This window comes from Bacillus cereus group sp. RP32 (assembly GCF_040459735.1).
GTDB lineage: Bacteria > Bacillota > Bacilli > Bacillales > Bacillaceae_G > Bacillus_A > Bacillus_A wiedmannii.
The window spans coordinates 1,208,410-1,227,281 of sequence record NZ_JARVHO010000001.1; the positions used below are offsets into that span (position 1 = coordinate 1,208,410).

Below are 18,872 nucleotides of genomic sequence, written 5' to 3' on the forward strand. Positions count from 1 at the left end.
ATTATGAAAGCAATTATTTTTGATTTTGATGGATTAATTGTGGACACAGAAACAATATGGTTTCACTCTTTCAGAGACGCCGTTCGTGAGTACGGTGGGGAGTTACCTTTAGAGGGATTTGCAAAATGTATTGGAACGACAGATGATGTACTATATGCATATTTAAATGAGCAATTAAAAGAGAAGTTTAACAAGGATGCATTAAAAGAAAAAGTAAAAACTTTACATAAAGAGAAAATGAAAATACCAGAAGCTCGCGACGGGGTAAAAGAATATTTAGAGGAAGCGAAAGAAATGGGATTGAAAATCGCATTAGCTTCCAGTTCATCTAGAGAATGGGTTACTTCTTTTTTGGAAGAGCTACAAATTCGAGATTATTTTGAAGTCATTAAAACAAGGGAAGATGTTGAGAAGGTAAAACCGGATCCAGCACTTTATCGAATTGCGATAGAAGATTTAGGGATTGATCCGTCTGAAGCTGTTGTATTTGAAGACTCGTTAAACGGATTAAAAGCAGCGATTGCAGCAGGATTAAAGTGCGTTGTTGTACCTAATGATGTGACACGGAATTTACCATTTGAAAATCATCATCTTCGAATTGAAAGTATGAAAGATAAAAGTTTGAAAGAAGTACTACAAAATATAAAAAAAGACCGTATTTCCTAAAAGGAAGCACGGTCTTTCTTTTTGTTTTTTTTACCTTCAATGACAGTTAAATGAGATTGTTTTCTTTTTCGCTTCAAAGTGGAAGGAGCGCCTTTCTTACCTTTGTCATTAGAAGCGTTTGATTTCAAGAAAGAATTGCTTAGGGGTGCTACATTTTGTTTCCCATGTTTGCGGTTCGATTGTTTCGCTGCACGCTTATAAGAGCTTTGCGAATTTGCAGAACCACTAGAATTTGTAAACATCTTGTATAGCAAATAAAAGATACCGACAACAAGTAACATGTACCCAATATTTCTTAATACACCCATTGGATTTGTAATGACAGATGAGACAAGGCCGAATATTGCTAATCCGATAATAAGCATAACTATAGCGAATGTAAACGAACGACCGTTCATAAGGGACACCTCCTAAAAACATATATTAAAATTAGTATATTAACGATGAGGAAAGGAGTTGAACACCAATTTTAAATAATTATTGTTTGTTTTCTAAACGTAATAATTCTTCAAACGATGCAATGGCTACTTCCACTTGATCATCTGTTGGTTCTTTCGTTGTTAATAGTTGCAGCCATAATCCGGGATATCCAAGTATGCGTAATACTGGAATATCGCGTAATCGATTTGTAAATTGTAACACTTCAAAAGAAATGCCGAGAACGACTGGAATTAATAAAATTCGGTTTACGACTCTGGCCCAAAGTGGATCTGTAGGGACAAGGAAATAAACAAACATTCCAATAATGACTGTAAATATAATAAAGCTACTGCCACAGCGATAATGAAGGCGAGTTTGTTTTTGAACATTTTCTACAGTCATTGGAAGATTATTCTCATAGGCATTAATTACTTTATGCTCCGCACCATGGTACTGAAATACCCGCTTAATAAGTGGGGTTAAAGAAATAAAGTATATATAGCTCAATAATAGCATGAGCTTAATGACACTTTCGACAATGATTTGCCCTGTATGAGAAGGGAAAATCGGTCTCGTTAATTCAGCTAGTAGTGCAGGAACTGCTGTGAAAATGACTTTACCGAATATGAAAGATAAAACGCCAACTGCTGCAACTCCTAATACCATCGTTAATTTCGATTGTTCTTCTTTGTTATTTGCAATTTGTTCGTCTTCTTCTGGGTGGACATCAAATCGTTCTGAAGCAAAGTTTAAATGTTTTGCTCCATTCGCACTTGCATCCACAATAGCGGCAATCCCTCGTAAAAATGGAATTTTTTTCAGGATAGATAATGCTTTATTACGAACGCGTGGTAATCGATAAAATTCAATCGATTTGTCTTTACGACGAACCGCTGTAACAGTATATTCTCTACCGCCAAACATAACTCCTTCTATGACTGCTTGCCCGCCATATATTTGTTTTGACTCTTCTGCCATGTTAACACCAACCTGTATTTGTTTCTCTCTTATGTAGAAAAAGAGGCAATTGTCATACTGGGTTCTGTCATTTTGAAATAAGACAATCACCGAGTTTCCTTTATTTTATCGACAAATACAAGTATATGACAAGGAAAAATGTTACGAGAGTCGGACATTTCTTATTCTTTTTATAGACAAATTTCGCAGTATTTAAACATGGTTCAAAATAGTTTCGGGCATACTATTGAGCGGAGGTGTCGATGTGAGTCAAGAACAATTAGGAACAAGGAATTTTGTACAAATTGGTTTATTTGGTGGAATCTTTTGGGGGGGGATATGGTATTTCCTTCATATATTTTCATTTACGGAAGCAGGACCGAACTATTTACTTTTACCATTTGCCTTTGGAAGCTGGAAAGAAGGGGTATGGGGCAATGTGTCAGGAATTGTTTGTATGGGACTACTTTCGATTTTAATTGCCTTTTTGTATAAAGCGTTTTTGGCAAAGTTTGAAGGAATTATTCCAGGGATGATTTATGGGCTATTTTGGTGGGCGTTACTATTTTTCGGAATGGGATTAATAGCGCCTGCCATTAAAAGTGCACTCCATTTACCGAAAGAAACAATTGTGACGACGATATGTATTTTTATATTGTATGGTGTGTTTATAGCATACTCTGTTTCCTACGCAGTAAATACCAATAAAGCTGAGCGAGAAGGGGAAGAGAAGACAAACTATTCAAATAAGTGACTCCTATGTTAAAATGTTGTATAGATATTTAATATTAAGGAGTTTTAAACATATGAAAAAGGTACTCCTCGTAAACGGTCCTAACCTAAATCGCCTCGGTGTCAGGGAGGTAAATGTATATGGAAAGGGCACGCTAGCGACACTTGAAGCAGATATGAAGCAAGAAGCAGAAACAATGGGAGTGGAGTTAGAATGTTTCCAATCGAATCATGAAGGTGCGATTATCGATCGTATTCATGAGGCGGAAGATATATATGAAGGGATCATTTTAAATCCTGGAGCATTTACGCATTATAGCTATGCGATTCGAGATGCAATTGCGAGCATTTCGATTCCTGTTATTGAAGTACATATTTCTAACATTCACCAGCGTGAGTCGTTCCGTCACGAATCTGTGACGGCAGCTGTTTGTGCGGGACAAATTGTTGGATTTGGTTTTTATGGCTATAAGTTAGCGTTATTTGCATTAATGGAGAAATTGAGGGAGGCATAAAGTAATGGAGAAAATCGAAAGAGTAAGAAGTGCATTTGATGAGGCTGGTATTGACGGTATTTTGTTAACAAATGAACATAGTCGTAGATATATGGCTAACTTCACAGGAACAGCTGGTGTTGTACTGATTTCGAAAAATCGTGCTCAATTTATTACAGATTTCCGTTATGTAGAGCAGGCTAGTAAACAAGCGGTTGGATACGAGATTGTACAGCATGCAGGATTAATCATTGATGAAGTTGCAAAGCAAGTGAAGGAACTGGGAATTCAAAAGCTTGGCTTTGAGCAAGATACTCTTACATATAGTTCTTATTCAGCGCATAAAGAAGTAATCGATGCTGAATTTATCCCAACTTCTGGGCTTGTAGAAAAGTTACGCTTGATAAAGACTGATTCAGAGATTAAGATATTAAAGGAAGCTGCACAGATTGCAGATGCTGCCTTTGAACATATTCTATCATTCATTCGCCCGGGAGTATCTGAAATTGAAGTGTCAAATGAACTTGAATTTTTCATGAGAAAACAAGGAGCAACATCTTCTTCGTTTGATATTATCGTTGCTTCAGGTCTTCGTTCGGCATTACCGCACGGCGTGGCATCTGAAAAAGTGATAGAAACAGGAGATTTCGTTACATTAGACTTCGGCGCTTATTACAAAGGATATTGTTCTGATATTACTCGTACGATTGCAGTTGGTGAACCATCTGATAAATTGAAAGAAATTTATAATATCGTTTTAGAAGCACAATTACGTGGTGTGAACGGTATTAAAGCTGGTTTAACAGGCCGTGAAGCGGATGCGTTAACACGCGATTACATAACGGAAAAAGGATATGGTGAATACTTTGGACACTCTACTGGTCATGGAATTGGTCTTGAAATCCATGAAGCACCAGGTTTAGCGTTCCGTTCTGATACAGTACTTGAACCAGGAATGGCTGTAACAGTAGAACCAGGCATTTATATTCCAGGTATTGGCGGCGTACGTATTGAAGATGATATCATTGTAACAAGTGAAGGTAATGAAGTAATTACGAAATCACCAAAAGAACTTATTATTTTGTAATATACAGGAGGATTTTTTTACATGATTTCAGTAAACGATTTTCGTACAGGTTTAACAATTTCAGTGGACAATGCCCTTTGGCAAGTAATGGATTTCCAACACGTAAAGCCAGGTAAAGGTGCTGCATTCGTTCGCTCTAAACTACGTAACCTTCGCACAGGATCTGTTCAAGAGAAAACATTCCGTGCAGGTGAAAAAGTAGAAAAAGCACACATCGAAAACCGTCGTATGCAATACTTATACGCGAGCGGTGAGTCTCACGTATTTATGGATAACGGAACTTACGAGCAAATCGAACTTGGTGAAAACCAAATCGAGCGCGAACTTAAATTCCTAAAAGAAAACATGGAAGTATCTATTATGACATACCAAGATGAAGTACTTGGTGTTGAACTTCCGAACACAGTTGAATTAAAAGTGTCAGAAACAGAGCCTGGTATTAAAGGCGATACAGCTTCTAACGTAACAAAACCAGCTACATTAGAAACTGGTCTTGTTGTACAAGTACCAATCTTCATTAACGAAGGCGAAATGCTTATCATCAACACTGGTGAAGGTAAATACGTTTCTCGTGCATAGTAGAAAAGCACTCGTGATCATCACGAGTGCTTTTTTTATAGGAAATAGGGTAGATAGTAAATAGCAGTGATAATAAAACTAACTAAAACAAGTGAAAGAGTACCCGCCATATATGGAGTGAAAACAATTTGAAATGGTTTTATTTCGCCAGTCTCAACGCCAGTCAGTGTTTTACTTATTGCGTGATCCGTAATGTTGTTTCTATGAGTATTCATAATAATTAACCACATAATTGCAAATATCGCTAAACTACCAAGGAAAAAGGTCTCCATAAATGACCAACCGACCAATTTTGAAAAAAGATAAATAAGAGCTAATTCTACTACGACTGTTAAACTAATTTTTACTACCTTCATATTTTTCCTTCTCCTTTTGTAGGTCTAGCCAATTTAGAAATTTTTCACGTGACACGACATGTAGTACACAAGAAGATTTTACTTCATTCTCTAAGGCAGAATGTTCACCAGGGAATCTATCTTCCACATGCAATGAAATATAAGGCAGTTTTTCTTGTGCTTTTAACGAGCGGACATTATTCGTTTTAGCTCCAGCAAATACGTAGGAAAGTTGTAAGTCCAAAAAAGCAATTTTAAAGATTTCTTTTTTAGCAGCCTCATTATATCCTTTTCCCCAGTATGGATAGCCGAGCCAACTACCAATGTGAGATTGTTTCTTCTCATAATTAATATGTTTAAGTGTGGTGAGACCAATTATTTCGTTTTCTTCATTTACAATCATTCTCGATAAAGACCTCTTTTGGCGCTCTTCTTCTATTGCGAAAAGAAGAAATGCTTTCGTGTCTTCGATCTTTTCTACTTTTATTCCTAATGCATTTTTTACGTGTGGATCACTTGATAGCTTGAAAATCACATTTGCATAGCGTAAATCGAGTGGTACTAAAGTAACGTGTTGCATCGTCTATACCCCTTTTAAATTAAATATACCATAAAATAATAGGAATATTCAGATTTAATAAAAGTGTTAGAGAAAAGTTATGTTTTTAATTCTGAAATAGACAACCCCTGCATATGGTTGTACAAATATATTCTTTTTTGGAATGTAGCAATAGTAACCGTTATGGGAGAAGGTGGGAGAATGAAACAGTGGCTAGCGGCAATGGAAACATCCGTGCTTGTAATGGGGTTACTTCGGTTGTTTTCAGGTAGCGCGGAAATATTCGCCGCTTTGCTTATGCTTTATGTGAATGATGCGAAGAAAGCATTGTTTATAAATGGTATGTTGGCGTTTGTTGGACCGACCGTATTAATTTTAACAATGACAATAGGCATAGCGAGTGTGGCAAGTGAGATTTCTTTCTTGAAACTCTTTTTTCTAGCGCTTGGAATTGGCTGCATTTTTATCGCGTTGTTGAAATAGTAAGTCGAGTATAGTGGGGAGAAGCTGATGAAAGAAGTATTAGAAGTTTTACCAAAAACGATGAAGCAGCTAGTGGAAAGTTGTAAGCAATACGATGCTCTAGAGGAAATTCGTGTTCGAATTGGAAGACCGCTAGAGTGTATTGCTCATGGCGAAGTGTTTTTTTATGACTATATCGTTACAGCAGAGGATGCCATTTACTTATTGAATAAGTTAAGTCAATTCTCAATTTATACGATGGAAGAGGAATTAAAACGTGGGTATGTGACACTTCGAGGAGGACATAGAATCGGCTTAGCTGGAAAAGTCATTACAGAAAAAAGCGCAGTGAAAATGATTCGAGATGTCTCTTCCTTTAATATTCGTATCGCTCGTCAAAAAATAGGAATTGCTGAACCACTTTTGCCGTATTTGTATGAATCACGATGGTTAAACACGATGGTAATTGGCCCACCGCAAACGGGGAAAACAACACTTTTAAGAGATGTAGCACGTTGCATGAGTCAAGGTGTAAGTGCTTCGAAAATTCCTTCTTGTAAAGTGGGGATTGTTGATGAGCGGTCAGAAATTGCAGGCTGCGTGAAAGGTATTCCGCAATATGACTTTGGAGCGCGAGTAGATGTGTTAGACGCATGTCCAAAAGCTGAAGGAATGATGATGATGATTCGTTCTATGAGTCCAGATGTTTTGATTGTAGATGAAATTGGACGTAAAGAAGATAGTGAAGCAATTATGGAGGCGGTGCATGCTGGGGTTCAGCTTTTTATAAGCGCACATGGATTTTCTTATGATGATGTTGTGAAACGTCCATCACTAAAAGCGGTGCTGGAGCTCGGTATATTTGATAGGTTTGTGGAGCTATCAAAAGCAAGAGGGCCAGGAACAGTTATGCAAGTAAAAGATAAATATGGAAAATCGGTATTACCTCATAGAAAGGCTGAGGGCGTATGGTAAAAATATTTGGTGCAGTGATAATCGTTGCGGTCAGCACCTTTTTCGGATTTTCATACGCTAAAAGATACAGTGAGAGACCAAGGCAACTTAGATTATTAAAAGCGGCACTTCAATCATTAGAGGCAGAAATTATGTATGGGCACACACCTTTGTCTGAAGCTGCCGAGCGATTAGTGAAACAAATGCCTAAGCCGTTAAATTGGATATTTCAAAGTTTTGCTAGAAGGCTAGAAGGCGGAGAACAAACAGTAAGAGAAGCTTGGATAGATAGTTTGAAAGAAAATTGGAAGCTAACAGCATTTCAACAAACTGAGTATGAAATTTTGCAACAATTTGGTGAAACGCTCGGACAACATGATCGTGAATCACAGCAAAAACATATTCGCTTATGTATTACACATTTAGAGAGAGAAGAAGAAGAAGCGAAAGCTTTACAACTACAATATGAAAAAATGATTAAGAGCTTAGGGGTACTAGCGGGGCTACTTATCGTAATTTTACTGCTATAGGAGGGAGAAAGGCGATGTCCATTGATGTTGGATTAATATTTCAAATCGCCGGAATCGGCATTGTTTTAGCTTTTATTCATACCGTACTAAAAGAATTAAAGCGAGAGGATATTGCAAATTGGGTTATCCTTGTCGGTTTTGTCGTTATTTTATTTCATGTGGCATTTTTAATTAATACGCTATTCGACAAGATTAAGAGTGTCTTTCTCTTCCAGTAAAGGAGGCGGTTCGAATCGAAATTATACAAATTGTCGGATTAGGCCTCGTTGCTACGTTTTTAGCAGCTGTATTGAATCAGCATAAATCTAGCATTACGTCGTTATTTATTGTGTTCGTAGGTAGCGTGATGTTTCTTCTTTTAATTGATCAAATTCACTCTATTTTACAAATGATTGAGAGAGTAGCGAGTGAAGCGAAAGTTAGCAACGTATATGTAGAAACGTTGCTAAAAATTATTGGAATTGCTTATATTGCTGAGTTTGGAGCACAAATTACAAAAGATGCAGGGCAGGGGGCAATCGCTTCGAAAATTGAATTAGCTGGAAAAATCTTAATTTTAGTAATGGCGATTCCTATTTTGACGGTTGTCATTGAAACTATTCTCGGATTTTTACCGACGGGATAAGGGGGAGTGAATGTTGAGGGGGTTTGGAGCTAAGCTGCTATTTGCTTGCTTCCTTTTCTTTTCTTTACCGGTTGTTGTACAAGCTTCTCCTGTAGAAACAAACGTCGTTGATCAACAATTGGATAAGCTCGGAATTGAAGATGTGAAGCAATTTTGGGACGGGCTTGTTACAAAATATGGAGGTTATTTACCAGAGAGTCAAAAAGGTAGTTTTATGGAGTTTGTAAAGGGAGAAAAAGAAATTTCTATAAAAGAGTGGATGCTAGGTTTATTAAAGTATTTATTTCACGAGCTTGTTGCAAATGGGAAGCTGCTGGGAACGCTCATTATGCTTACAATTTTTAGTGCATTGTTGCAATCACTGCAATCTGCATTTTCAAAGAGTAGTGTAAGTAAAATTGCGGATGCAGTTGTATATATGGTACTTATTATTTTCGCTTTAAATAGTTTTTATGTCGTCATGACATATGCAAGAGAAACGATACAAACAATGGTAGATTTCATATTAGCGCTATTGCCAATCTTGCTTGCACTCATAGCAACTGGAGGTGGTGTTGTATCTGTATCGTTTTTTCATCCGATTATCATCTTTTTAATGAACACGAGCGGGCTTTTGATGAATTATATCGTTCTACCACTTTTATTACTTGCAACGATATTAAGTATTGTAAGTACGATGAGTGATCAATATAAAGTTACGAAATTGTCCAAGCTTCTGCAAAACGTTAGCGTTGGGATTATCGGTATTTTTTTAACGATTTTTTTAGGGGTATTATCTGTACAAGGAACAGCGACAGCTGTTGCTGATGGAATAGCTGTGAAAACTGCTAAATTTGTAACAGGGAACTTTATTCCCGTAGTAGGAAGAATGTTTACAGAGGCGGCGGATACTGTTATTAGTGCATCGGGATTATTAAAAAACACAGTCGGAATTATCGGGCTCGTCATTCTATGCTTAATTGTTGCTTTTCCAGCGATTCAAATTTTTTGTATCGCGTTTATTTATAAATTCGCAGCAGCAGTATTACAGCCAGTTGGCAGCGGAGCAATTATTCAATGTTTAGATATTATCGGGCGAAGCATCATTTATGTATTTGCTTGCTTAGCTATCGTATCATTTATGTTCTTTTTAAGTATCACAATTATTATTGCTGCGGGGAACATTACACTTATGATGCGGTAGGAGGTGAAGGGTATGCAATTTGTTACAGAGTGGATTAGAAATATTATCGTTTTTTTACTCTTAGCGACAATGCTTCATCTTATTCTTCCAAATTCAAATTTGCAAAAGTACGTTAAATTCGTTGTAAGTCTATTATTAGTTGTTTTAATCTTAACGCCCCTTTTTAAACTACTGCAAACAGATGTGAATGAAGTAATCGCAAATTTTAATGAAGAGAAGTACGTAGCAGAAGGATCTGTAAAAAATTCAATAGATTCGAAGAAAAAAGAAATACAAGCTCTAACACGTGCATATAGTTTAGAAGAGATGGCTACCAAAATGAAAAAAGAAGTAGGAAAAGAATTCGAGAAAAAGTATGGTATGACAGTCTCTGAAATACAAATAGTCGCAGCGGAAAGTACAGCGGAAGTAAAGTCAGCAAAAGATATTCAAACTGTTGTTGTGACGTTGAAAGAAAAAGAACGTAGTAAAAATGATGCAATCGAAACAATAAAACCAGTTGAAATTAACACGAAGGAACCTCCGAAAAAAGTAGAAGAAACGAATGTGGAAATGAAAGATTTCTTTTCAAGCAGATGGCAACTAGAGAATAAACAAATCCAAGTTCAAATGGAAGGGAGGACAGGTAGAGTAAATGGACAATAAAGATAAAAATTCGAAGTTCTCATTTTTTCGAAACTTATTGAATGGGGATGAAAAAGAAAGCAATGAGAAGGGAAAAAAGATAACACCTAAGTTTTTACTTGTCCTACTCATACTTGGGATTTTGCTTATGTTTTCTAGTAGTCTTTTTTCAAGTAAAAAAGAAGAAGTACCTGTATTTAAAGAACAAAAAACGCAAAACCAAGAAAAAGACGTACCAACTTTTGGGCAAAAAAATAATGATAGTATGTCAAATGTAGAAAAGTATGAAAAAGCGTATGAACAAGAATTAAAAGCAGCTTTAGAAGAAATAGCGGGAGTAAAAAATGTAACGATTAAAGTGAATTTAGATTCATCTGAAGAAAAAATATTAGAAAAAAATACAGTGAAACGTTCACAAACAACAGGTGAAACAGATAAAACAGGCGGTCAGAGGAAAGTAGAAGATGAGTCCCTTGATGAAAAGACCGTCATTATACGTGAAGGGGATAAAGAAACTCCCGTTGTTTTACGAACAGAGAAACCGAAAGTGCGAGGTGTTCTTGTCGTAGCAAAGGGAGTGGATAATATACAAGTTAAAGCGATGGTAAAAGAAGCTGTCATACGGCTGCTAGATGTACCAGCCCATCGCGTTTCAGTTTCACCGAAAAATTGATAGGGAGGAAATAAAGTGTTAAAAAAACAAACGGTTTGGCTATTAACGATGTTAAGTTTAGTTGTTGTACTATCTGTTTATTACGTAACAACTCCTGACAAAATGAATACAGCATCGCCGGCAACAGGTGAAAAGATTGGACAAGAAAAACAAGGTACTGACAAAGCAGTAACAAATGAAGCACCTAAAGAAACGCCAAAAAAAGAAAATACAAGCAAGGAAACATCAAATAAAGAAACAAATAAAGAAACAGACAAAAAAGAGAATGGTAACAAAGAAACAAGTAAAAAAGATGCTAACGTAACAGTTCAATCAAGTGATGAAAATTTCACAGCGTTACGTATGCAAATGGAAGATCAGCTAAGTGAACAAAAATCAAGATTACAAGAAGTCATGAATTCAGCAAAATCTTCAGCAACAGAAAAGAGTAAAGCGAAAGATAATTTTGATGCAATTACTACAATGGAAACGAAGCAAGAATTACTTGAGACAGTGATTAAGTCTCAAGGAGGATATAAAGATGCCCTTGTAAGAGCTGATGGAACTGACATTAAAGTAACTGTGAAAGCAGCAAAGCATTCACAAAAAGAAGCGAATAAAATTATACAGCTTGTAAGAAGTGAAGGCGGATCAAAAGATGTAGGTGTGAAATTTGATCCACCAACAAAATAAAAACTAATAATCCGCGGGGGAATCCCTCACGGATTATTAGTTTTTACGAATCGGATTGTTTGAAAATAGTTATAGAAAAAAGCTATCATTTTCGATAGCTTTTTTCTGTTTCGTCTTTGTAGTTGTTTTTATTATGTTCAACTCGGAACGGAGAAATACGCTGTGAGTAAAAGATTAGCGGTTCATGGTAATGATGATTACTTTTTCCGGATTTGACGTGGATGAAGAGAACGAATGCCCAGACCATTACGGCAGGTAAGAAGAGAATGAGCCATATCATATGTCCACACCTCGATACGATATATTTTCTACACTTTGAACATACTATTCTTATATGAAGGAATGATGAACGGTGTGTAAACAAAAAAATAATATTTGGTAAAAATATGTTGTTGACTATAGATGAGGTGAAGAGTGAAGCGGTAATGATTTGTTTATTGTGTAGCATTGTGAAAAAAGTAAGGAATGTTTTTTTAGAAGTGGTCTTGCCAATTTTGTGTGAAACTTGGTATTATTACTAGGTAATAAATTTTTATTGGAATAATATTTTTACAGGAGTTTCGATTTATTATAAAGAAATATAAATTGGAATGTTTAAAAAATTTATCGTAAGATGGAAATAGCAATTATTTCTATTAGTAAATGAAATGCATTTTCTAATAGAGTACATCGTATTTTTACAGTCAATCTAGTTTTAGTGACGATAATCTGTAAAAACGGGACAAACAAGAGTATGGGAGTGGATTTTACATGTTTAAAATTCAAGAAGTTCGTGAATTAATTAAATTAATTGATAGCTCTAATATTGATGAATTTGAATACAAAAAAGATGGTACGACAATCAAAATGAAAAAGCGTGGTAATGAAGTTGTTGCGGTGCAAGCACCTGTAGCAAAACAAGTCGTGCAACCAGTAGCACCTGTTGAAGTTGAAACAACGGTAGCGGCAGCACAAGTGGAAGTACCAAAACAAGAAGAGCAAAAAGTGGTTCAAAATGAAAACCTACATAAAATTACATCACCGATGGTAGGTACATTCTATTCTTCATCTTCGCCTGATACACCTGCATATGTAAGTGTAGGAGACAGAGTATCAAAAGATTCTATCGTATGCATTGTTGAGGCTATGAAGTTATTTAACGAAATCGATGCAGATGTAGATGGGGAAATTGTTGAGATTCTTGTTAATAATGGACAGCTTGTTGAGTATGGACAACCGCTATTTCTTGTAAAAGCGTAATAAGGGAGTCTTTGTGATGATAAAAAAAGTATTAATAGCCAATCGTGGGGAAATTGCTGTACGAATTATTCGTGCTTGTAAAGAAATGGATATTGAAACAGTCGCAATTTATTCAGAAGCAGATAAAGAGTCACTTCACGTACAAATTGCTGATGAGGCGTATTGTGTAGGACCAACGATTTCGAAAGAAAGCTATTTAAATTTGACGAACATTATTAGTGTTGCGAAGTTAACAGGCTGCGATGCTATTCATCCAGGATACGGATTTTTAGCAGAGAATGCAGATTTTGCAGAGCTATGCCGTGAATGTAACTTGATTTTTATCGGTCCAAGTCCAGAAGCTATTTCAAAGATGGGCACAAAAGACGTTGCTCGTGATACAATGAAAGAAGCAGGGGTTCCGATTGTACCAGGTTCACAAGGGATTATTAAAAATACCGAAGAAGCGATCGAGCTTGCTAATCAAATTGGATATCCAGTTATTATTAAAGCGACTGCAGGTGGCGGCGGAAAAGGTATTCGTGTTGCACGCCATGAAGAAGAGCTTGTAAAAGGAATTCAAATTACACAGCAAGAAGCTAGTACCGCTTTTGGAAACCCTGGTGTATACTTAGAAAAGTACGTTGAAGATTTCCGCCATGTTGAGATTCAAATAATGGCAGATACACATGGAAATGCCATTCATTTAGGAGAGCGTGATTGTACAATTCAGCGCCGCTTGCAAAAACTACTAGAAGAAAGTCCATCACCTGCACTTGATGAAAATGTTCGCAAGCAGATGGGTGATGCGGCAGTTAAAGCGGCGGTAGCGGTTGATTATACAGGTGCTGGTACGGTTGAGTTTATTTATGAATATAGAACGAAAAGCTTTTATTTCATGGAGATGAATACGAGAATTCAAGTTGAGCATCCAGTTACTGAAATGGTAACAGGGATGGATTTAATTAAAGAACAAATTCGTGTTGCTTCTGGAGAAAAGTTATCGTTACAGCAAGAAGAAGTACAATTTAATGGTTGGGCAATTGAATGCCGAATTAATGCGGAAAACCCTGCCAAAAAATTTATGCCATCCCCAGGTAAAGTAGAAATGTACTTGCCACCAGGCGGATTTGGTATTCGCGTCGATTCAGCTGTATATCCGGGATATTCAATCCCACCTTTCTATGATTCGATGGTTGCTAAATTAATTGTTCACGGAAAAACACGTGAAGAGGCAATTGCAAAAATGAAGCGTGCACTCAGTGAGTTTGTCATTGAAGGCGTACATACAACAATCCCGTTCCATTTGCAATTGCTAGATCATCCTGATTTTGTAAAAGGTGAGTTTAATACGAAGTTTTTGGAAGAGCATGAACTTGTGACGCAGTGATACATTAAAGGAGGTTTTTTTTCATGGCTGAACATATGTTAGATATGGGTCAAGATACAACTCTTGGTAAAGTAGAAATTGCACCAGAAGTAATTGAAGTAATCGCAGGTATTGCAGCTGCTGAAGTAGAAGGTGTAGCGGCAATGCGTGGTAATTTTGCTACAGATGTTGTTGAGAAGTTAGGTAAGAAAAATCATGGTAAAGGTGTAAAGGTTGAATTAGCAAACGAAGATATTATCGTTGACCTTTATGTTGTAATGTATTTTGGCGTAGCAATTCCAGTTGTTGCACAAAAGATTCAAGACAACATTCGCCAGGCACTCTTTACAATGACAGGGCTTGAGCCAAAAGAAGTGAATGTTCACATCGTTGGCGTAACATTCGAAACACAAAAAACAGAAATTGAACCAGTGTAAGAATGAAAAAGGTGCCTAGTAACATAGGCATCTTTTTTATCGTTTCATTTCTTCACAAATTAAAACCCTCTAATTATTATACTATTTCAAAAAATAAGAAATCAAAAAGAAGATGTTTCGTTTTTCCAAAAAACGTACATTGTGATAAGATATGGAACTTGAAGTTAATCTTTTTATTATTTTTCAGCCTTGTAACCCGTGTGTGAAACGATAAATTGTGTTATTATCATTGTATTATAAGGTTGGAAAATCAATGAAAACTGTAAGAGTAAGTGAATTGACGGCTTATAAATTATAATAATATAACAAAGCATAAGGAAAGACTTGAAGCATAAAGGAGAGTTACAATGAAACGTAGGACGGCTAGAGAAAGAGCTATGCAAGCATTATACCAAATGGATATTACAGGTGAATTAGAACCGAAAGTAGCGGTGGCAAACACGCTAGATGAAGGTGAAGAAACAAATGATTTTCTAGAATCACTTGTAGTAGGTTTTGTAGAAAATAAAGAAGTAATTGATGAAGCGATTCGTCAAAACTTAAAAAAATGGAAGCTGGAGCGTATTAGTATTGTTGATCGCAGTATTTTACGTGTAGCTGTGTATGAAATGAAATACATGGAAGAAATTCCACACAACGTAACAATTAACGAAGCGATTGAAATTGCTAAAACATTTGGGGATGAGGAATCTCGTCGTTTTATTAACGGCGTTTTATCTAATATAAAAGATACACTGTAATTTCTTTAAGGGGGAATCTTAAAATGGTAGCAGTAATCATCAAAGGAAATGAAGTTGCGGAGAAAAAACGAGCACAATTAACAGAAGAAGTTGTGAAGTTGAAAGAGCAAGGGATTGTACCAGGATTAGCAGTTATTCTAGTTGGAGAAGATCCAGCATCTCGTTCTTATGTAAAAGGAAAAGAAAAGGGCTGTGAACAAGTAGGAATCTATTCAGAGCTAATTGAACTTCCTGAAACAATTACTGAGGAGCGTTTGCTTGCTGAAATCGATCGCTTAAATGGCGATGACCGTATTAATGGCATTTTAGTGCAATTACCTTTACCAAAACATATTGAAGAAAAAGCTATCATTGAAAGAATTTCACCAGAAAAAGATGTAGATGGATTTCACCCAATCAGCGTGGGACGTATGATGACGGGACAAGATACATTCCTTCCATGTACACCGCACGGTATCGTAGAATTAGTAAAAGAAACAAATCTTGATATCTCAGGAAAACATGTTGTAGTAATTGGAAGAAGTAATATTGTCGGCAAGCCAGTGGGGCAATTGTTCTTAAATGAAAATGCAACTGTCACATATTGTCATTCTAAAACGCAAAATATGAAAGAGTTAACGAAGTTAGCTGATATTTTAATCGTAGCTGTTGGACGACCTAAAATGGTAACAACTGATTATATTAAAGAAGGAGCGGTTGTAATCGACGTTGGTGTGAACCGTTTAGAAACAGGTAAACTTTGTGGTGATGTTGATTTTGACAACGTGTTAGATGTTGCAGGTTACATTACACCTGTGCCAAAGGGTGTTGGTCCAATGACGATTACAATGCTTCTTCATAATACTGTTGAATCTGCTAAGCGTGCAGGTGTCGTTTGTAAATAATTTGAGTCGGCTATGAGGAGAGAGAAATGGAAAAACAATATTTAACCGTTACAGCGTTAACACGCTATATAAAAACAAAAATAGAATATGATCCGCATTTGCAGTCTGTTTGGTTAAAAGGTGAAATTTCCAACTTTAAAAATCATAGTCGTGGCCACATGTACTTTACATTGAAAGATGAAAATGCAAGAATCGCAGCGGTTATGTTTGCGGGTCATAATCGTAATATTAAATTCAGACCTGAAAATGGGATGAAGGTACTTGTGAAAGGGAAAATTTCCGTTTACGAGGCGAGTGGTTCTTATCAAATTTATATTCAAGACATGCAGCCTGACGGAGTCGGAAACCTGCATTTAGCTTACGAACAATTAAAGGTTCGTTTAGAGGAAGAAGGTTTGTTTTCTCAAGTTTATAAAAAAACAATTCCTCCTTATGCTAAAACAATAGGTGTGATTACGTCGCCAACAGGGGCAGCGATTCGTGATGTTATAACAACGATTAAACGTCGTTATCCAATTGGAAATGTTATTGTGTTTCCGGTACTTGTACAGGGGGAGTCAGCAGCTCCCTCAATTGTACAAGCGATTCGTACAGCGAATGAAATGGGAGAGATAGATGTCCTAATCGTTGGGCGAGGGGGAGGCTCTATTGAAGAGTTATGGGCTTTCAATGAAGAAATGGTAGCAAGGGCAATCTTTAAGAGTGAGATCCCTATTATTTCGGCAGTAGGCCATGAAACGGACTTTACAATTGCGGATTTTGTTGCCGATTTACGTGCGCCAACACCGACTGCAGCAGCTGAGCTGGCAGCGCCTAACATTATAGAGTTACAAGAAAAGGTATTACAAAGAACTCTAAGATTGCAAAGAGCAATGAGAGAGTTAGTACATAAAAAAGAAGAAAAACTACAAGTATTGCAAAAATCTTATGCGTTCCGTTATCCAAGACAAGTATATGAGCAAAAAGAAGAGCAATTAGATAGAGCGTTAGAACAGCTTGTTTTAGCGAAAGAGCGCTATATTGATAAAAAGGTAAATCAGTTAAAACAGCTTTCATTTTATTTAGAGAAGCACCACCCAGCTCAAAAAATTATGCAAACGAAGGTAGCGGTTGAAACATTGCAAAAGCAATTGCAACGTGAAATGCAAACATTACTTCAAACGAAAGAATTTGCCTTTGTAAGAGCTGCTCAAAAACTTGAAGCGTTAAGTCCGCTTAAAGTAATGATGAGAGGGTACGGGCTTGTATATGATGAAGAGAAGCAAGTGTTAAAAAGTGTGAAAGATGTCAGCCTTGGAGATGCTGTTTCAGTTCAATTACAAGATGGAATACTAGATTGTAGCGTATCAGGCATAGAGGAGCGTGAATTGAATAATGGAAAATAAATTAAGCTTTGAAGAGGCAATTTCGCAACTTGAGCACCTCGTTTCTAAGCTAGAGCAAGGTGACGTACCTTTAGAAGAAGCAATTTCTTATTTTAAAGAGGGTATGGAATTATCTAAGCTTTGTGATGAGAAGTTGAAGAACGTACAAGAACAAATGGCAGTTATTCTTGGGGAAGATGGAGAGCTTGAACCGTTTACTGCTTTAGGAGATGAAGCATAGTGACTATTGCTTTTGATACTTTTTTGAAAGAAAGTAAAACTTTCGTAGAAGAGAAGCTTGTAAGCTATGCAAATGAATTACAATGTCCAAATGTACTTCGTGAAGCGATGGCATATTCTTTGGAAGCGGGTGGAAAGCGTCTCCGCCCGTTACTTTTATTTGCGACATTACAAGCGTTTGGTAAAGAAAGAAATCTTGGAATAGGTGCAGCTTGTGCTCTTGAAATGATACATACATACTCGTTAGTTCATGATGATTTACCTTGTATGGATGATGATGATTTAAGAAGAGGTAAGCCCACAAATCATAAAGTATTTGGTGAAGCGATGGCAGTTTTAGCAGGCGATGGTTTGTTGACGTATGCTTTTCAAGTTATTATGGCATATGAACAAAAGGAAATCTCTGCGGAAAAAAAAGTAAGACTTGTACTTGAGCTTGCAAAAGCGGCAGGACCAGAAGGAATGGTTGGCGGACAAGTGGCAGATATGGGAGCTGAAGGGAAACAGCTTACGATTGATGAGTTGGAGTATATTCATAAGCATAAGACTGGGAAACTACTTGAATTCGCTGTACTTGCAGGATCGATACTTTCTGATGCCACAGAAGAACAAGAAGAAAAGTTACTTGCGTTTGCAAAATATATCGGCCTAGCTTTCCAAATTCGAGATGATATTTTAGATGTGGAAGGAACCGAAGAAGAGATTGGAAAACCGATTGGTAGTGATGTTTCCAACGAAAAGAGCACATATACGACGTTATTTACTGTAGATAGAGCAAAGGATATTTTAGAAGAAACAATTGCAAAAGCAAAAGGTGCTATTGGTTCCTTGCAATTACAAGATGAATATTTACTATCTATTTGCGATTTGATTGCAAAACGTAATAACTAATATAACAGCGTTTCCATTTGTTGAGTCATTCATCATTTTATGATATAAATGTAGGAAAAGGTTTTTCTTTTCTTGTTATTGGCAAAAATATATGTAGATTACATTGCCGTTATCACTTCGTGTTAGCGGCTATTTTTTTCATCGCCTAAAGAAATATGGTTTATAATAGGATTAGGG

General features: G+C 36.6%; 27 protein-coding genes. 22 read left to right on the plus strand and 5 right to left on the minus strand.

Annotation, left to right across the window (positions count from 1 at the left end; genetic code table 11):
• The first annotated feature begins 3 nt into the window (after positions 1 to 3).
• Positions 4 to 666 (plus strand): HAD family hydrolase, encoded by a 663-nt coding sequence (locus QCI46_RS06300; RefSeq protein ID WP_137010963.1) that lies wholly within the window; start codon positions 4 to 6, stop codon positions 664 to 666.
• Here QCI46_RS06300 and QCI46_RS06305 read toward each other — a convergent pair.
• Both QCI46_RS06305 and QCI46_RS06310 read right to left on the minus strand, forming a co-directional pair.
• Positions 663 to 1,064: an SA1362 family protein gene (locus tag QCI46_RS06305; protein ID WP_001014467.1), complete on the minus strand. Its 402-nt coding sequence runs from the start codon at positions 1,062 to 1,064 to the stop codon at positions 663 to 665. The two genes, QCI46_RS06300 and QCI46_RS06305, sit on opposite strands and share 4 nt — an antisense overlap.
• 79 nt (positions 1,065 to 1,143) lie before the next feature.
• Complete coding sequence (locus QCI46_RS06310; RefSeq protein ID WP_000807116.1) at positions 1,144 to 2,064, minus strand: DUF1385 domain-containing protein; 921 nt, start codon at positions 2,062 to 2,064, stop codon at positions 1,144 to 1,146.
• Between the two features lie 244 nt (positions 2,065 to 2,308).
• On the opposite strand from QCI46_RS06310, the gene QCI46_RS06315 reads away from it, so the two are divergent.
• From QCI46_RS06315 to efp, 4 genes are read left to right on the plus strand one after another with little or no spacing between them, the layout of a single operon-like run.
• Complete coding sequence (locus tag QCI46_RS06315; protein WP_000076890.1) at positions 2,309 to 2,797, plus strand: YqhR family membrane protein; 489 nt, start codon at positions 2,309 to 2,311, stop codon at positions 2,795 to 2,797.
• A gap of 52 nt (positions 2,798 to 2,849) precedes the next feature.
• Complete coding sequence (aroQ, locus tag QCI46_RS06320; protein ID WP_000757087.1) at positions 2,850 to 3,290, plus strand: type II 3-dehydroquinate dehydratase; 441 nt, start codon at positions 2,850 to 2,852, stop codon at positions 3,288 to 3,290.
• Positions 3,291 to 3,294: 4 nt separating this feature from the next.
• Positions 3,295 to 4,356: a Xaa-Pro dipeptidase gene (gene pepQ, locus QCI46_RS06325; RefSeq protein ID WP_048562330.1), complete on the plus strand. Its 1,062-nt coding sequence runs from the start codon at positions 3,295 to 3,297 to the stop codon at positions 4,354 to 4,356.
• 21 nt (positions 4,357 to 4,377) lie between these two features.
• Entirely contained in the window at positions 4,378 to 4,935 is a 558-nt protein-coding gene (efp, locus tag QCI46_RS06330; RefSeq protein WP_000626521.1) for an elongation factor P, read from the plus strand.
• A gap of 35 nt (positions 4,936 to 4,970) precedes the next feature.
• Here the strand turns inward: efp and QCI46_RS06335 are convergent, their stop codons facing one another.
• The gene (locus tag QCI46_RS06335; RefSeq protein WP_088064392.1) at positions 4,971 to 5,291 is read right to left on the minus strand and encodes a hypothetical protein; all 321 of its coding nucleotides are present in this window, start codon (positions 5,289 to 5,291) and stop codon (positions 4,971 to 4,973) included.
• Positions 5,272 to 5,850, minus strand: coding sequence for a GNAT family N-acetyltransferase (locus QCI46_RS06340; RefSeq protein ID WP_001165002.1), 579 nt, complete (start codon positions 5,848 to 5,850; stop codon positions 5,272 to 5,274). Before QCI46_RS06340 ends, QCI46_RS06335 begins: the two co-directional genes overlap by 20 nt.
• A gap of 180 nt (positions 5,851 to 6,030) precedes the next feature.
• Between QCI46_RS06340 and QCI46_RS06345 the strand changes: the two genes are divergently transcribed.
• From QCI46_RS06345 to QCI46_RS06385, 9 genes are read left to right on the plus strand one after another with little or no spacing between them, the layout of a single operon-like run.
• On the plus strand, positions 6,031 to 6,312 hold the full coding sequence (locus QCI46_RS06345; protein WP_000816054.1) for a YqhV family protein: 282 nt from the start codon (positions 6,031 to 6,033) through the stop codon (positions 6,310 to 6,312).
• Positions 6,313 to 6,339: 27 nt separating this feature from the next.
• Entirely contained in the window at positions 6,340 to 7,266 is a 927-nt protein-coding gene (gene spoIIIAA, locus QCI46_RS06350) for a stage III sporulation protein AA (protein ID WP_048562333.1), read from the plus strand.
• Positions 7,260 to 7,775, plus strand: coding sequence for a stage III sporulation protein SpoIIIAB (spoIIIAB, locus tag QCI46_RS06355; RefSeq protein WP_353839815.1), 516 nt, complete (start codon positions 7,260 to 7,262; stop codon positions 7,773 to 7,775). The genes spoIIIAA and spoIIIAB overlap by 7 nt, the downstream gene beginning before the upstream one ends.
• 14 nt (positions 7,776 to 7,789) lie before the next feature.
• Positions 7,790 to 7,993: a stage III sporulation protein AC gene (gene spoIIIAC / locus QCI46_RS06360; protein WP_000020914.1), complete on the plus strand. Its 204-nt coding sequence runs from the start codon at positions 7,790 to 7,792 to the stop codon at positions 7,991 to 7,993.
• Positions 7,994 to 8,016: 23 nt separating this feature from the next.
• Entirely contained in the window at positions 8,017 to 8,400 is a 384-nt protein-coding gene (gene spoIIIAD / locus QCI46_RS06365; protein WP_079998460.1) for a stage III sporulation protein AD, read from the plus strand.
• A gap of 10 nt (positions 8,401 to 8,410) precedes the next feature.
• Positions 8,411 to 9,583: a stage III sporulation protein AE gene (gene spoIIIAE, locus QCI46_RS06370; RefSeq protein ID WP_000943696.1), complete on the plus strand. Its 1,173-nt coding sequence runs from the start codon at positions 8,411 to 8,413 to the stop codon at positions 9,581 to 9,583.
• Positions 9,584 to 9,595: 12 nt separating this feature from the next.
• Positions 9,596 to 10,228: a stage III sporulation protein AF gene (gene spoIIIAF, locus QCI46_RS06375; RefSeq protein WP_353839816.1), complete on the plus strand. Its 633-nt coding sequence runs from the start codon at positions 9,596 to 9,598 to the stop codon at positions 10,226 to 10,228.
• Positions 10,218 to 10,880, plus strand: a complete 663-nt coding sequence (gene spoIIIAG / locus QCI46_RS06380; RefSeq protein ID WP_087985167.1) for a stage III sporulation protein AG — start codon at positions 10,218 to 10,220, stop codon at positions 10,878 to 10,880. The genes spoIIIAF and spoIIIAG overlap by 11 nt, the downstream gene beginning before the upstream one ends.
• Before the next feature lie 15 nt (positions 10,881 to 10,895).
• The gene (locus tag QCI46_RS06385) at positions 10,896 to 11,552 is read left to right on the plus strand and encodes a SpoIIIAH-like family protein (protein WP_353839817.1); all 657 of its coding nucleotides are present in this window, start codon (positions 10,896 to 10,898) and stop codon (positions 11,550 to 11,552) included.
• A gap of 85 nt (positions 11,553 to 11,637) precedes the next feature.
• Here QCI46_RS06385 and QCI46_RS06390 read toward each other — a convergent pair whose 3' ends face one another.
• The gene (locus QCI46_RS06390) at positions 11,638 to 11,832 is read right to left on the minus strand and encodes a hypothetical protein (RefSeq protein ID WP_002107729.1); all 195 of its coding nucleotides are present in this window, start codon (positions 11,830 to 11,832) and stop codon (positions 11,638 to 11,640) included.
• A gap of 470 nt (positions 11,833 to 12,302) precedes the next feature.
• On the opposite strand from QCI46_RS06390, the gene accB reads away from it, so the two are divergent.
• From accB to ispA, 8 genes are all read left to right on the plus strand, one after another.
• A complete protein-coding gene (gene accB, locus QCI46_RS06395) occupies positions 12,303 to 12,791 on the plus strand; it encodes an acetyl-CoA carboxylase biotin carboxyl carrier protein (RefSeq protein ID WP_000472875.1) in 489 nt (162 codons plus the stop codon).
• A gap of 16 nt (positions 12,792 to 12,807) precedes the next feature.
• Complete coding sequence (gene accC / locus QCI46_RS06400; RefSeq protein WP_000592872.1) at positions 12,808 to 14,160, plus strand: acetyl-CoA carboxylase biotin carboxylase subunit; 1,353 nt, start codon at positions 12,808 to 12,810, stop codon at positions 14,158 to 14,160.
• A 23-nt stretch (positions 14,161 to 14,183) separates the two neighbouring features.
• The gene (locus QCI46_RS06405; protein WP_000807630.1) at positions 14,184 to 14,576 is read left to right on the plus strand and encodes an Asp23/Gls24 family envelope stress response protein; all 393 of its coding nucleotides are present in this window, start codon (positions 14,184 to 14,186) and stop codon (positions 14,574 to 14,576) included.
• 347 nt (positions 14,577 to 14,923) lie between these two features.
• Positions 14,924 to 15,316: a N utilization substance protein NusB gene (nusB, locus tag QCI46_RS06410; protein WP_353839818.1), complete on the plus strand. Its 393-nt coding sequence runs from the start codon at positions 14,924 to 14,926 to the stop codon at positions 15,314 to 15,316.
• A gap of 23 nt (positions 15,317 to 15,339) precedes the next feature.
• Positions 15,340 to 16,200 carry a bifunctional methylenetetrahydrofolate dehydrogenase/methenyltetrahydrofolate cyclohydrolase FolD gene (gene folD, locus QCI46_RS06415; protein ID WP_353839819.1) on the plus strand — a complete coding sequence of 287 codons (861 nt, stop codon included), beginning with the start codon at positions 15,340 to 15,342 and terminating at the stop codon, positions 16,198 to 16,200.
• 26 nt (positions 16,201 to 16,226) lie between these two features.
• Positions 16,227 to 17,585 (plus strand): exodeoxyribonuclease VII large subunit, encoded by a 1,359-nt coding sequence (gene xseA, locus QCI46_RS06420; protein WP_000415269.1) that lies wholly within the window; start codon positions 16,227 to 16,229, stop codon positions 17,583 to 17,585.
• A complete protein-coding gene (xseB, locus tag QCI46_RS06425) occupies positions 17,575 to 17,805 on the plus strand; it encodes an exodeoxyribonuclease VII small subunit (protein WP_000428423.1) in 231 nt (76 codons plus the stop codon). The genes xseA and xseB overlap by 11 nt, the downstream gene beginning before the upstream one ends.
• Positions 17,805 to 18,695 carry a (2E,6E)-farnesyl diphosphate synthase gene (gene ispA, locus QCI46_RS06430; protein WP_353839820.1) on the plus strand — a complete coding sequence of 297 codons (891 nt, stop codon included), beginning with the start codon at positions 17,805 to 17,807 and terminating at the stop codon, positions 18,693 to 18,695. The genes xseB and ispA overlap by 1 nt, the downstream gene beginning before the upstream one ends.
• Positions 18,696 to 18,872: the final 177 nt, after the last annotated feature.

Coding starts and splice junctions, on each gene's coding strand:
- QCI46_RS06300 (WP_137010963.1), top strand. CDS start 4: ATGAAAGCAATTATTTTTGATTTTGATGGATTAATTGTGGACACAGAA.
- QCI46_RS06305 (WP_001014467.1), bottom strand. CDS start 1,064: ATGAACGGTCGTTCGTTTACATTCGCTATAGTTATGCTTATTATCGGA.
- QCI46_RS06310 (WP_000807116.1), bottom strand. CDS start 2,064: ATGGCAGAAGAGTCAAAACAAATATATGGCGGGCAAGCAGTCATAGAA.
- aroQ (WP_000757087.1), top strand. CDS start 2,850: ATGAAAAAGGTACTCCTCGTAAACGGTCCTAACCTAAATCGCCTCGGT.
- pepQ (WP_048562330.1), top strand. CDS start 3,295: ATGGAGAAAATCGAAAGAGTAAGAAGTGCATTTGATGAGGCTGGTATT.
- efp (WP_000626521.1), top strand. CDS start 4,378: ATGATTTCAGTAAACGATTTTCGTACAGGTTTAACAATTTCAGTGGAC.
- QCI46_RS06335 (WP_088064392.1), bottom strand. CDS start 5,291: ATGAAGGTAGTAAAAATTAGTTTAACAGTCGTAGTAGAATTAGCTCTT.
- QCI46_RS06340 (WP_001165002.1), bottom strand. CDS start 5,850: ATGCAACACGTTACTTTAGTACCACTCGATTTACGCTATGCAAATGTG.
- QCI46_RS06345 (WP_000816054.1), top strand. CDS start 6,031: ATGAAACAGTGGCTAGCGGCAATGGAAACATCCGTGCTTGTAATGGGG.
- spoIIIAA (WP_048562333.1), top strand. CDS start 6,340: ATGAAAGAAGTATTAGAAGTTTTACCAAAAACGATGAAGCAGCTAGTG.
- spoIIIAB (WP_353839815.1), top strand. CDS start 7,260: ATGGTAAAAATATTTGGTGCAGTGATAATCGTTGCGGTCAGCACCTTT.
- spoIIIAC (WP_000020914.1), top strand. CDS start 7,790: ATGTCCATTGATGTTGGATTAATATTTCAAATCGCCGGAATCGGCATT.
- spoIIIAE (WP_000943696.1), top strand. CDS start 8,411: ATGTTGAGGGGGTTTGGAGCTAAGCTGCTATTTGCTTGCTTCCTTTTC.
- spoIIIAF (WP_353839816.1), top strand. CDS start 9,596: ATGCAATTTGTTACAGAGTGGATTAGAAATATTATCGTTTTTTTACTC.
- spoIIIAG (WP_087985167.1), top strand. CDS start 10,218: ATGGACAATAAAGATAAAAATTCGAAGTTCTCATTTTTTCGAAACTTA.
- QCI46_RS06390 (WP_002107729.1), bottom strand. CDS start 11,832: ATGATATGGCTCATTCTCTTCTTACCTGCCGTAATGGTCTGGGCATTC.
- accB (WP_000472875.1), top strand. CDS start 12,303: ATGTTTAAAATTCAAGAAGTTCGTGAATTAATTAAATTAATTGATAGC.
- accC (WP_000592872.1), top strand. CDS start 12,808: ATGATAAAAAAAGTATTAATAGCCAATCGTGGGGAAATTGCTGTACGA.
- QCI46_RS06405 (WP_000807630.1), top strand. CDS start 14,184: ATGGCTGAACATATGTTAGATATGGGTCAAGATACAACTCTTGGTAAA.
- nusB (WP_353839818.1), top strand. CDS start 14,924: ATGAAACGTAGGACGGCTAGAGAAAGAGCTATGCAAGCATTATACCAA.
- folD (WP_353839819.1), top strand. CDS start 15,340: ATGGTAGCAGTAATCATCAAAGGAAATGAAGTTGCGGAGAAAAAACGA.
- xseA (WP_000415269.1), top strand. CDS start 16,227: ATGGAAAAACAATATTTAACCGTTACAGCGTTAACACGCTATATAAAA.
- xseB (WP_000428423.1), top strand. CDS start 17,575: ATGGAAAATAAATTAAGCTTTGAAGAGGCAATTTCGCAACTTGAGCAC.